We start from the raw sequence: 12,059 nt of genomic DNA, 5'->3' as shown, positions 1-12,059 counted from the left end.
ATGAGCGATACCCCACAGTTTCCCCTGGCCGCAGTGGTTGGCGCCGATGAGCTGAAGCTTGCCCTGTGCCTGAACGCTATCGACCCACGCATTGGCGGGGTATTGATCGAAGGACCCCGTGGCATGGCCAAAAGCACCATGGCCCATGGCCTGGCGGACATGCTCGGCACGGGCGCATTCGTCACGCTGCCGCTGGGCGCGACCGAGGAGCGCCTGGTCGGCACTCTGGACCTGGAGGCGGCGCTGGGCCAGGGCCGTGCCCAGTTCTCTCCTGGTGTGCTGGCCAAGGCCGACGGTGGCGTGCTGTATGTCGATGAGGTCAACCTGCTCGCCGACCATCTGGTCGACCTGCTTCTGGACGTTGCCGCCAGCGGCGTCAACCGCGTGGAGCGCGACGGTATTTCCCACCAGCACTCAGCGCGGTTCGTGTTGATCGGCACCATGAACCCGGAGGAGGGCGAGCTACGGCCACAGTTGCTCGACCGTTTTGGGCTCAACGTGGCCCTCAGTGGTCAGCCGTTGCCCAGCGAACGGGCGGAGATCATCCGTCGGCGCCTAGCGTTCGATAGCGACCCGCACACTTTCTGCGGGCAATGGGCGGGCGCTCAACAGACGCTGCGCGAGCGTTGCGCCCAGGCGCGTGAGCACTTGACCCGTGTACCGTTGGACGAAGGTGCATTGGCGGCAATCACCGAACGCTGTTTTGCCGCTGGCGTCGACGGTTTGCGCGCCGACCTGGTCTGGCTGCGCGCAGCGCGAGCCCATGCGGCCTGGCGCGCTGCCGACAACATTGGCGAGCAAGACATCGAAGCGGTGGCCGAACTCGCCTTGCGCCATCGCCGCCGCGATACTCCGCCCGCCGCGCAGCCACCCGCAGCGCCAGCGCCCTCCAAGCCTTCTGGTACCGACGATGCACAGGGTGGCGCAGGTGACTGGGGGCAGTTGCCGGCTAAACCGGTGGCGGCGGACGCCCGCCGCGAGATCCCGGCCTGGCCGCCAAAAAAGTCCTGAGCATTCGCCCATCGGTTGCGCCACGGGCGGATGCAGGGGCTGGCCGGGGGCGTCAAGGCCAGGCCAGGGCGGCGGAGCAAGGGCGTATCGACTGGTTGGCGACCCTCTTGGCCGGGCGCCCGCGGCAGCTTGCTGACCTGCGTTGGCAGCAACGCCGCGCAAGCGCCCACGAGAGCTGGCTGGTCATCGTCGATGCATCGGCGTCTACCCTGCGCCATGGCGCGCTGGCAGCCGCAAAAGGCGTGCTGGAGCAATTCTTCGACGATGCTTATCAGCAACGCGCCCGCCTGACCCTACTCACGGCCAGCGGCCGCCAGCCCAGTTGGCAGCGTCATGGCCTGAAGGCGTCGATGGCGTTACAACCCTGGTTGAAAGCCCTCGGCGGTGGCGGTGGCACACCCTTGGCCGAGGCGCTGGTTCAGGCCCACGACTGGCTGCAGCGGCGTCGCAAGGCTTATCCCGAAGAGTGTCAGCGCTGCCTTATATTGACCGATGGCCGCGTTAAACAACTGCCAGCGATGCAACCTTTAGGGTGCGATACGCTGCTGCTGGACATCGAGCGAGGTGCGATTCGCCTGGGCAAGGCGCGGCTGATCGCCCAGGGTTTGGGCGCGCAGTATCGTCATGTCGACGGGCTTTGCTAATAGGCTTGGGTCAATGGGCGGGGCGCATGGGCCCCGCGTGTTCAAGCAGTGACGGGGGAAGATTGACGCCACCGAACTGCTTCGATGCCGAATTTCTCCGCCATGGGTTGGGTGGTTTTTTTGACTTGGTCGCGGCCGAACTTGCCGATCCTGCCCACGCCTGCATCGCAACTTGCCCAATGCCACGCTTCGCCGTTGTCCATCTTATCGGCGCGGATGACAAAAGATTTGGGCTCCCCGTGCAGGGTATAGTCGATAACGAATAATTTAGCGCTCATGGGTGTAGTTTTTCTCCCTGTAGTCTTTAACGGAGTATCCCTCGCCGGAATAATTCACTCGGATATACCCAATGGGCTGTACGAGTATCTGTGGCCTAGGCAAATTGCCATTGATCTGCGTCACCCAGGCATTAATACAGGTGAAACAAGCCGACCTGCGGTGCCTCGCTCAACCAGCGCCGGCCCACCCGCCAACCCGCCTGGGCAGCTAAATGCGTCAGGGACTGCACGGTAAACTTGTGCGAGTTCTCAGTATGCAGCCGCTCGCCGGCGGCGAACTCGAAGTGTCGGCCAGCCACATTGACCGACTGCGCCCGGCGGCTCACCAGGTGCATTTCAATGCGCGCCAATTCCGCGTTCCATAGCGCCAGATGATCGAAGCCGTGCACGTCGAAATCGCCCCCAAGCTCGCGATTTATGCGGGTTAACAAGTTCTTGTTGAAGCGCGCCGTGACCTGCTGTGCGTCGTCATAGGCAGCCTCCAGCGTGGCGGCATCCTTGACCATGTCGACACCGATGACAAAGCTGGAGTGACGGCCTAGCAGCTGCCGTGCCGCACGTAAGAACTCCACGGCCTGGTCGGGAAGGAAGTTGCCCAAGGTGGAGCCAGGGAAAAAGCCGACTTTTGCCAGCTCGCGGCTGGCGCTGGGTAACTGCATGACCTGAGTGAAATCGTCCACCTGGGGCTCGATGCGCAGCCCCGGGTAGCGCGTGCGCAGGGCCTGGGCGGCTTTATCCAGAGAGTCACGGCAGATATCGATAGGCACATACATGTGCACGTGCGGGGCAGCGTCGAGCAGCAGGGCGACCTTGTCGCTGGCGCCGCTGCCAAACTCTACCAGGGCGGCGCCCTCTGGGATCAGCGCGGCGATTTCGCCAGCGACCTGGGTGAGCAGGGCGGTTTCGGCACGGGTAGGGTAGTACTCGGGTACCGCGCAGATGTCCTCGAATAGCTGTGAGCCCAGGCTGTCATAGAAATACTTCGGCGACAGGCTCTTGGGCTGGCTGGCCAAGCCCTGTACAACATCGCGGGCAAAGGCTTCGCTAGCCTCATCGCGCGCCGGTGTTGGCGGAACATCCCGGGCCAGGCGCAGCCCCGAGAACATCCAGCGGCAGCCCGTAGGGAAGAAGTTGCGGTAGGTGCTGCGGCTGTGCCCGCGAGGTGTCACGCTGGCGCCGCCACGCAGTACCATCTGGTTGACCATAAACTTGCCGTTGTATTCGCCTACCGCACTGGGCGCGGCGCGAAATCCCGGGTAAGCACTGTAAGCGCTGGCCGTCCACTGCCAGGCGACGTCGTCGACCTGTTGCAACTGACCCGTGCCAGCCGCCACCTCCCATTCGGCTTCGGTGGGCAGACGTGCGCCAGCCCATTGGGCGAATGCACAGGCTTCGAAATAACTAATGTGGGTGACCGGCGCATTCGGGTCTAGAGGGTGCAGGCCGCGCAGAGTCAGCTCTTGCCAGCCGGCAGTGCCCTGTTGCCAATACAACGGAGCGTCCCACTGCTGGGCCTGCACGGTGGCCCAGCCTTCTGACAACCATAACCCGGCTTGACGGTAGCCGCCGTCATCGATGAACGCCAACCACTGGCCATTGGTCACCAGGCGGTCGCTGATCTGAAACGGCTGCAAAAAGGTTTGGTGGCGTGGGCCTTCGTTGTCGAAAGCAAAACCATTCCCCGCATGGCCGATCTCCACCAGCCCGCCTTCGATGCTTATATAGCGCCCGCGACGCCCGGCGACATCGCGCGGCCAATGCGCCGAATAGCTGGGTTTGAGCATCGACACGCTAAACAGGTGCAGGATATCCATGAGCAGCAATTCTTGATGCTGCTGCTCGTGGGCCAGGCCCAGCTCAATCAGGGCCTGGGCGTCGTCCGCTAGTGGCTGGTCGAGCAAGCGTTGCATGTGCTGGTCAACATGATGCCGATACGCATACACCTGGTCGAGCGCCGGACGGGTCATCAACCCCCGCTGCGGCCGCGGCTGGCGGGGGCCCACGGCTTCGTAGTAGGAATTGAACAAATAGCTGAAGTCGGCATGGAACTCGCTATAGCCGGGCAGGTGTTGCTTGAGCAGGAAGGTCTCGAAGAACCAACTGGTGTGCGCCAGGTGCCACTTGGCCGGGCTGGCGTCGGGCATTGACTGCACCACCATATCTTCGGGCGACAAAGGCGCCGCCAGCGCCTCACTGTGCTGACGCACGTGCAAGTAGCGTTGCGCGAGTGATTCATCGGTAGCGATGTCACTGGGCAACGCTTGGCTTAATGTGCGGTTCATCATGAGACGGCTCCGTCGATGGCGACGATAGGATGCATGTAAGAGGGTGCAGAATTTGTGAGTGAGTAAAGCCCAGCAAAGTTCGGAATTTATTGTAGGAGGGGGCCGGGCGGCGCTCCGCTGTGCCCCCGATCTTTTAATCTTCGCCCCCGATCTCTCCCCATACGGTTGTTTGCCCGCTCATTTCAGCGGACAATCGCGGCTTTTTTTATGGCCGGTCAGCGGAGACCCAACGGATGAACGATCAGGCTAACAGCCTAGACCCAGCTTACAGCGCCGCACCCACCCACCTGCCAGCCTGGGGGCGGCAAGACACCACCTGGATGCTCGGCCTGTTCGGCACCGCCATTGGTGCCGGGACCCTGTTCTTGCCGATCAACGCCGGCTTGGGCGGCTTCTGGCCGTTGTTGCTGCTGGCGCTGCTGGCGTTCCCCATGACGTTTTATGCCCACCGCGGCTTGACCCGGTTTGTTTTATCCGGGCGTGACGGCGCTGACATCACTGAGGTGGTGGAGGAGCATTTTGGCGTCAAAGCGGGCGCTCTTATCACCTTGCTGTATTTCTTTGCGATATTCCCCATCCTGCTCATCTACAGCGTTGCGCTAACCAATACCGTGGGCAGCTTTATGCAGTACCAGCTGCATGTTCAACCCCCGCCTCGGGCCCTGCTGGCACTGCTGTTGATTGTCGGCTTGTTGGGTGTGGTGCGCTGCGGCGAGGCGATGATCGTCAAGGCTATGAGCTGGATGGTTTACCCTTTCATTGCCGCATTGTTGTTGCTCGCCGTGTTTCTGGTACCGCACTGGAACGGTGGCATTCTGGCCACCGCCACGCGCGTGCCTGAGCCGGCGACGCTGCTGCGTACGTTATGGCTGGCCATTCCGGTGATGGTGTTTTCGTTTAACCATTCGCCCATCATCTCGGCATTCGCCGTGGACCAGAAGCGCCGGTACGGGCGCCAGGCAGAGGTGCGCAGCGGGCAAATCTTGCAGCGTGCCCACGGCCTGATGGTGGTCATGGTGCTGTTTTTCGTGTTCAGCTGCGTACTAACGCTATCGCCCGCGCAACTGGCCGAGGCCAAGGCACAGAACCTGTCTGTGTTGTCCTACCTGGCCAATCACTTCAACAACCCGATCATCGCGTTCGCCGCGCCCTTGATTGCGTTCGTGGCCATCGCCAAATCTTTCCTCGGCCATTACATCGGTGCCAGTGAAGGCTTCAAAGGCCTGGTGGCGCGCAGCGGCCGGCGCCCGGCGGCGAAGACCCTGGACCGGGTCACGGCCGGCTTTATGTTGGTGGTGTGCTGGTTGGTGGCGACGCTGAACCCCAGCATTCTCAAGATGATCGAGACCCTGGGCGGCCCAGTCATCGCGGCTTTACTGTTTCTTATGCCAATGTACGCCATCCGCCGAGTGCCGGCGATGCGCCAATACTCAGGGCAGCTGTCTAACCTGTTCGTCACCCTGGTCGGCCTGGTGGCGATCAGCGCGCTGGTCTATTCGCTGATTCCCTGAACCCATCCACAACCGGGGCCTGGCCCCGGTTTTCCCAGGAGGCTGCCATGCAACCCCGGCACATTTACCTTGCCGGCTTCGACGTGTTCCGCGCCGATGCCAGGGCCCAGGGCGAACACCTGAAGCAACTGTGCGCCGACCTTGGCCTCATCGGCCAATACCCGCTGGACAATCAGGTGCCTGCGGATCTGTCGGGCAGGGCAGCGGCACAGTGGATCTGCCAACAGAATCTCGCCATGCTGCAACGCTGTGATGCCGTGCTGGCCAATCTAAATACATTCCGCGGCTTTGAGCCGGACTCCGGCACCGTATTCGAAGTCGGCATGGCGGTTGCGTTGGGCAAACCGGTGTGGGCCTACTTCACCCCTGCGGGCACGCTGCGCGAGCAGGTACCACACGACGCTGACGGGTTCGATGCCCAGGGCTATCAAGTAGAAGATTTTGCCCTGCCGCGTAACCTGATGCTGGCCTGCACTTGGGCCGGATATCGCGCCAGCCCCCAGCAAGCCTTGGCCGAGCTGGCCCGTCAACTGATGTAGGCGGTGCGCTCAGGCGGCCAAAGCCGGTTGCGGCCATTGCTCTTGGCTTTGGCCAGGGCCTGTTGCGCCGCCTGAACCAAGCTGTTAGGCAATTGTTCGCTGGCGCTACCTGCCCAAACGTGAATCCCGGCGCTGATGGTGACAATCCCGTTGTGATTGCCCGCGTGGTGCAGGGCCAGGCCGCGTACGGTGTGGAGAATTTTCTCCGCGACCAGGCGCGTGCCGCGCTCGTCGCTTTCTGGCAGCACCACCAACAGTTCTTCGCCACCGTAGCGCACGACTAAATCACCTGCTCGACCGACGCAACTGAGTACCGCCTGGCCAACGGTGCGGATGCACGCATCGCCGGCTGCCTGGCCATAGAGATCGTTGAAGCGCTTGAAGTGATCGATGTCCAGCATGATCAAACCCAACGGCCGCCCGCCGCGACGGGCACGGCCGATTTCGTCGGGGAGCGCGGCGTCCAACTGACGACGGTTAGCCAGCCCGGTGAGGCTGTCCTGCATGGCCAGTTTGTGCAGTGCCGCATGGGCGTTGCGCAGCTGCGCCTCGACTCTGTCGCCGTGGCTGATTTGCCGGGCCAGCACCCTGGCACAGAGTCCCATGGTGGCCAACACCACGGTGACGACCACCAATGAGCGAATCAGGTTGGCGTACCAGGTGGCCAAAACCGCCTGCTTGGACTGGGCATTGGTGACCACCAGGGGGTATTTGCTGACCGCCCGGTAGCTATAGATCCGTTCGACGCCATCCACCTGGGCCCGGGAAAACAGGGTGCCGTTGCTGGAGAAGGGCAACATGTGCGTGAAGATGTCGCCCCGCGCCAGGCTGCTACCGATGACGTTCTCGCTGAACGGACGGCGGGTCAGCAAGGTACCGTTACGCAGCGTGAGGGCAATGACCCCTTGAGGATCGAGCTCGAACTGGCTGTAGAAACGGTTGAAGTAATCCACGCTCAAGGTCGCCAGCGCAACCCCGGCAAATTGACCATCGGCGTCATTGATTCGTCGTGATAGCGGGATAATCAGCTGGTCGGTGGAACGGCTGCGGATAACCGGGCCAATGTGCAGGCCGCGGTCGGTATTGTCGCGGTGGTAGGCAAAGTAGTCGCGGTCCGAATTATTGGCATGGGGTGGGTCAACGGTGTTCGACGATGCCAGCCAGGTGCCTGACTTATCGTACACAAACAAGCCATGGAGCTGCTCTAGCTCGCTTTGACGCTGACGCATCAGGTGGCGCAGGCGCTCCACGGATAACGGGGCGAGGCCGTCGGTCTCGACCCGCTCGGTGAGGTCGCGTAAGACTGTGTCGGCTTCGTCGAAGGCGTCTTCCGCGTGTTGGGCCAGCGATCGCGCCAGGTTAACGGTAGCCACCTGCGCCGCGCTCAAGGCTTGTGAGCGCGCCGTCCAGCTCTGCCAGCCATCCATCCCCAGCAACAACAGCGTGACCAAGGCAATACAAGTGTATGCCATACGCTGGGAGGCCAGGCCGGTGCGGCTGGCAAAGCGTGAGGGGCTCGGGGAGTGCGGGTTCTCAGACATCAGTGCGGCTTTTTGGCGGGAGTCGCACAGAGTCTAGAGGTATCTGTGCGCCCTCGCAGCCTAGATTTTAGGCGACAGCATCGACTTGACCTTATCGCGCAGCTGGTCGATGGAAAAGGGCTTGCCAATGCTGGACATCCCGGCGGGAACCTCGAGGTTATCGGCATAACCACTGGCAAATAGCACCGGGAGTTCGGAGCGCAACTCACGCGCGGCGATCGACAGATCCTTGCCGTTCATGCCAGGCAAGCCCATGTCCGTCATCATCAAATCGATGGATTGTGCAGGATCCTTAAGAATCTCAAGCGCCTTGTCTGCGTCCTCGGCTTCCAGCACTTCGAATTCCAGCTCTTCGAGCACATCAACTATCAGCATGCGCACGATGGAGTCGTCTTCTACGACAAGAATAGTGCTTTTAACGTCGACCATCGGTTGATCCCAGGGCGTGAAAATGTAGGAAAGAGTGAATCTTGGCTATTACTGAGTAAACCCCGAGCCATGGGAAGTTCCGTACAGATCCCCGAGGGACGGCCTTAAATGCCCAAAAAAGACCCATGGAGCGCGGTTTACTGACTTTCTTAAACGGGCAGATCTGCGCTGAGACGCCTCCTAAAAGGGCCTTATCCGGGAAATTCTAGATGTTTTCGGAATTTTCTGTAGGAAAAATAGATCTTTGAGTCAGATTTGCTGCAAAATCCAGCGCTTCAACGCTAGCGCCCCGGGCCAATGGACATGAATAAACCCGCTTTGATCGATGAATCGAACTTTCGCAAGCTGCTCACCCGCAACGTGGGTCTGCCCCTTGGTGTTGGCGTGCTGAGCACTCTGGTGTTCGTTGGCATCATTGCGTACCTGATGAAGAACATCGAATGGGTCGAGCACACCGACCGGGTCATCAACAATGCCAACGAAGCGGTGAAGCTGTCGGTCGACATGGAAACCGGCATGCGCGGCTACCTGCTCAGTGGCGACGAGCGCTATCTGAACCCCTATGAACTGGCCAAACCCCGTTTAGCCGCCGAGTTGCCTGCGTTGCAGACGTTGGTCCAGGACAACTCGCGCCAAGTCGACCGCCTTACCCGAATCATGGGGCTGCAAAAGGATTGGGTTAATTATGCCCAGGGTCTTATCGAGCAAAAACGCACGTCGGGCGACTACAGCAGCGCGGTGCAAACCGGTCGTGGTAAGCGCCTGACCGACGAGATACGCCGGGAGTTCGAGCAGTTCATTGCGCAGGAGCAACAGCTGCGTATCGATCGCAACAATGACGCAGGTAAATCGGTCACCCTGTCGGTCACCATTTACCTGTTGTTTATGGTGCTGTTTAGCGTCGCCCTGGCTTTGACCGGCCGCCGCGACATGTTGAGCCTGTCGAAAACCTACAGCGCCAACCTTGAGGCCCAGCGCCAGAGCTCAGAGCGGTTGCAGGAGCAGGCCTGGTTGCGCGAGGGCCAGACACAACTGGCCGAGCAGGTGTTGGGCGAACTGCACCTTCAAGTCCTTGGGCGTAATATCCTGCAATTTTTTGCCCAGTACTTGGGTAGCGTCGTGGCTGCTGTCTATGTGCGCGACGAGCAAGGCAACCTGCGTCGAGTCGCCAGCTACGGCTTTTCCCACGCCCAGGAATCCCATCAACAAGTTCTAATGCCTGGCGAGGGTCTACCGGGGCAGGCCATCTTACAGAAGCGCCTGATCGCTCTGGATGCCGTGCCCGATGACTATTTCAAGGTCGCCTCGGGCCTGGGCCAGGGGCTGCCACAAAGCGTTCTGGTCATTCCGACCGTAAACGACGGGCAGATCAACGGCGTGGTGGAATTGGGTTTCATGCGGCCCAGCACCGACCGCGATGTCGACTTACTCGAGTTGATCGCCGGCAATATTGGCACCTCGATCGAAGCGGCGCGTTACCGTCAGCGCTTGCAAGAAGTGTTGGCCGAAACCCAGCAGCTCAATGAAGAGCTGCAGGTGCAGCAAGAAGAGCTACGCACCGCCAACGAAGAATTGGAGGAGCAGTCCCGGGTACTCAAAGAGTCCCAGGCGCACCTGGAGACGCAACAGGCCGAGTTGGAACAGACCAACGAGCAACTGGCCGAGCGCACTGACGCATTGAGTGAGCAGCGTGATGCGCTCAATCGCAAAAATGCCGAACTTAACCAGGCCCAGGTGCAATTGGAGGAGCGCGCCACCGAATTGCAACGCTCGAGCAAATACAAGTCGGAATTTCTCGCCAATATGTCCCACGAGCTGCGCACACCGCTGAACAGCTCGTTGATTCTGGCCAAATTGCTGGCTGAAAACGCTCACGAAAACCTGACCCCCGAGCAGGTTAAGTTCGCCGAGTCGATCTACTCCGCCGGCAACGATTTATTGAACCTGATCAACGACATTCTGGATATCTCTAAAGTCGAGGCCGGTAAGCTCGAGGTACGCCCGGAGAACGCCAGTGTCACGCGCCTGGTCGACGGCCTGCGGTCCACGTTCGACCCCCTGGCCCAGGACAAGCAGTTGAGCTTCAGCGCGCAAATTCAAAGCGATGCCCCGGCCATGTTGTTCACTGACCGCCAGCGCGTGGAGCAGATCCTGAAAAACCTGCTGTCCAACGCGTTGAAGTTCACCGAAAGCGGCAGCGTTACCCTGACCGTGGCGCGGCAACCTGACGAAGGCATTGCCTTTCAGGTGCGCGACTCCGGGATTGGCATTGCGCTGGATCAACAACAAAGTATCTTCGAGGCATTCCGCCAAGCCGATGGCACCACCAACCGCCGCTATGGCGGTACCGGCCTGGGGCTGTCGATTTCCCGTGACCTGGCGCACCTGCTGGGCGGCTACATCACGGTCAGCAGCGCGCCGGGCCAGGGCAGCGTATTTACCCTGGTACTGCCTGAGCATTACCAAGAGCAGCAGCGCCTGATCGAAGCGCCGGCTTTGATGCACGAGCCCGCCCCTAGGGTGCCCGTGGCGCGCGCCGTGGAACCGGTGATCGAGGTGCCGAGCATTGTCATTGCGCAGTTTGCTGACGACCGTGGCAAGGCGCCTTTCGACAAGCGTTGCATTCTGGTGATCGAGGATGAGCCCAAGTTCGCCGGTATCCTTTTCGACCTCGCCCATGAGCTCAATTACAACTGCCTGGTGGCCCATGGCGCGGATGAGGGCTTCGACCTGGCCTTACGCTTTGTGCCGGATGCGATCCTGCTCGACATGCGCCTTCCAGACCACTCTGGGCTGACCGTACTGCAACGTCTGAAAGAGCAGGCGGCCACTCGGCATATTCCGGTGCACGTAATTTCGGTAGAGGACCGCGTCGAAGCTGCGCTGCATATGGGCGCGGTGGGTTACGCAGTCAAGCCTGCCAGCCGTGATGAGCTCAAAGATGTGTTTGCCCTGTTGGAAGCCAAGCTGACCCAAAAGGTCAAGCGCGTACTGCTGGTGGAAGATGACGACCTACAGCGTGAAAGCATCGCGCGCCTGATTGGCGACGAAGACATCGAGATCACCGCCGTCGGCTTGGCCCAGGATGCCCTCGATCTGCTCCGTGAGCATGTCTACGACTGTATGATCATCGACTTGAAGCTGCCCGACATGTTGGGCAACGAGTTGCTCAAGTGCATGGCCACCGAAGAGATCCGTTCGTTCCCGCCGGTGATCGTCTATACCGGGCGCAATTTGACCCGCGATGAAGAAGCGGAGCTGCTCAAGTATTCGCGCTCGATCATCATCAAAGGTGCGCGCTCGCCCGAGCGCCTGCTGGATGAGGTCACTCTGTTTCTCCACAAAGTCGAGTCGCAGCTGTCCCATGAGCGGCAGAAGATGCTGAAAACCGCCCGTAGTCGCGACAAGGTGTTCGAGGGCCGCAAAATACTGGTGGTCGACGACGATGTGCGCAATATTTTCGCCCTGACCAGCGCTCTGGAACACAAAGGGGCGATTGTCGAAATTGGCCGTAACGGCCGTGAAGCCATCGAACGCCTTAATGCGGTCGAAGATATCGACCTGGTTTTGATGGACGTCATGATGCCGGAAATGGACGGCTACGAAGCCACTCGCGAGATCCGCAAGGACCCGCGCTGGCGCAAGTTGCCGATTATCTCGGTGACGGCCAAAGCCATGAAAGATGACCAGGAGCGCTGCCTGGAAGCAGGCTCCAACGACTACCTGGCCAAACCCATCGATCTGGATCGGTTGTTTTCGTTGATCCGGGTCTGGCTGCCGCAACTGGAGCGCATTTAGTGACCGATGCACATGGCGGGCGC

9 protein-coding genes are annotated in these 12,059 nt (G+C 60.7%); 5 read left to right on the top strand and 4 right to left on the bottom strand.

The window, feature by feature from the left end; genetic code table 11:
- The gene (locus tag QCL65_RS14260) at positions 1–1,011 is read left to right on the top strand and encodes an ATP-binding protein (protein ID WP_407309659.1); all 1,011 of its coding nucleotides are present in this window, start codon (positions 1–3) and stop codon (positions 1,009–1,011) included.
- 2 nt (positions 1,012–1,013) lie between these two features.
- Positions 1,014–1,655 carry a vWA domain-containing protein gene (locus tag QCL65_RS14255; RefSeq protein WP_407316858.1) on the top strand — a complete coding sequence of 214 codons (642 nt, stop codon included), beginning with the start codon at positions 1,014–1,016 and terminating at the stop codon, positions 1,653–1,655.
- 41 nt (positions 1,656–1,696) lie between these two features.
- Here the strand turns inward: QCL65_RS14255 and QCL65_RS14250 are convergent, their stop codons facing one another.
- Positions 1,697–1,933, bottom strand: coding sequence for a DUF6555 family protein (locus tag QCL65_RS14250; protein WP_407309657.1), 237 nt, complete (start codon positions 1,931–1,933; stop codon positions 1,697–1,699).
- Positions 1,934–2,064: 131 nt separating this feature from the next.
- The gene (gene egtB / locus QCL65_RS14245) at positions 2,065–4,215 is read right to left on the bottom strand and encodes an ergothioneine biosynthesis protein EgtB (RefSeq protein WP_407309655.1); all 2,151 of its coding nucleotides are present in this window, start codon (positions 4,213–4,215) and stop codon (positions 2,065–2,067) included.
- A 236-nt stretch (positions 4,216–4,451) separates the two neighbouring features.
- Between egtB and QCL65_RS14240 the strand changes: the two genes are divergently transcribed.
- The gene (locus QCL65_RS14240) at positions 4,452–5,729 is read left to right on the top strand and encodes an aromatic amino acid transport family protein (RefSeq protein ID WP_407309653.1); all 1,278 of its coding nucleotides are present in this window, start codon (positions 4,452–4,454) and stop codon (positions 5,727–5,729) included.
- Between the two features lie 47 nt (positions 5,730–5,776).
- Positions 5,777–6,268 carry a nucleoside 2-deoxyribosyltransferase gene (locus QCL65_RS14235; protein WP_407309651.1) on the top strand — a complete coding sequence of 164 codons (492 nt, stop codon included), beginning with the start codon at positions 5,777–5,779 and terminating at the stop codon, positions 6,266–6,268.
- On the opposite strand, the gene QCL65_RS14230 is transcribed toward QCL65_RS14235, so the two are convergent.
- Positions 6,256–7,809, bottom strand: coding sequence for a diguanylate cyclase domain-containing protein (locus tag QCL65_RS14230; protein WP_407309649.1), 1,554 nt, complete (start codon positions 7,807–7,809; stop codon positions 6,256–6,258). The two genes, QCL65_RS14235 and QCL65_RS14230, sit on opposite strands and share 13 nt — an antisense overlap.
- Before the next feature lie 60 nt (positions 7,810–7,869).
- Entirely contained in the window at positions 7,870–8,238 is a 369-nt protein-coding gene (locus tag QCL65_RS14225) for a response regulator (RefSeq protein WP_407309647.1), read from the bottom strand.
- Between the two features lie 303 nt (positions 8,239–8,541).
- Between QCL65_RS14225 and QCL65_RS14220 the strand changes: the two genes are divergently transcribed.
- Positions 8,542–12,036, top strand: coding sequence for a response regulator (locus QCL65_RS14220; RefSeq protein WP_407309645.1), 3,495 nt, complete (start codon positions 8,542–8,544; stop codon positions 12,034–12,036).
- Positions 12,037–12,059 lie beyond the last annotated feature (23 nt).

It is taken from the genome of Pseudomonas sp. nanlin1 (genome assembly GCF_045571515.1).
GTDB lineage: Bacteria > Pseudomonadota > Gammaproteobacteria > Pseudomonadales > Pseudomonadaceae > Aquipseudomonas.
This window is presented reverse-complemented; position numbering and strand designations above follow the sequence as displayed.

Excerpts from the sequence above, each read along its gene's own strand:
- QCL65_RS14260 (WP_407309659.1), top strand. The coding sequence starts at position 1 with ATGAGCGATACCCCACAGTTTCCCCTGGCCGCAGTGGTTGGCGCCGAT.
- QCL65_RS14250 (WP_407309657.1), bottom strand. The coding sequence starts at position 1,933 with ATGAGCGCTAAATTATTCGTTATCGACTATACCCTGCACGGGGAGCCC.
- egtB (WP_407309655.1), bottom strand. The coding sequence starts at position 4,215 with ATGAACCGCACATTAAGCCAAGCGTTGCCCAGTGACATCGCTACCGAT.
- QCL65_RS14240 (WP_407309653.1), top strand. The coding sequence starts at position 4,452 with ATGAACGATCAGGCTAACAGCCTAGACCCAGCTTACAGCGCCGCACCC.
- QCL65_RS14235 (WP_407309651.1), top strand. The coding sequence starts at position 5,777 with ATGCAACCCCGGCACATTTACCTTGCCGGCTTCGACGTGTTCCGCGCC.
- QCL65_RS14230 (WP_407309649.1), bottom strand. The coding sequence starts at position 7,809 with ATGTCTGAGAACCCGCACTCCCCGAGCCCCTCACGCTTTGCCAGCCGC.
- QCL65_RS14225 (WP_407309647.1), bottom strand. The coding sequence starts at position 8,238 with ATGGTCGACGTTAAAAGCACTATTCTTGTCGTAGAAGACGACTCCATC.
- QCL65_RS14220 (WP_407309645.1), top strand. The coding sequence starts at position 8,542 with ATGAATAAACCCGCTTTGATCGATGAATCGAACTTTCGCAAGCTGCTC.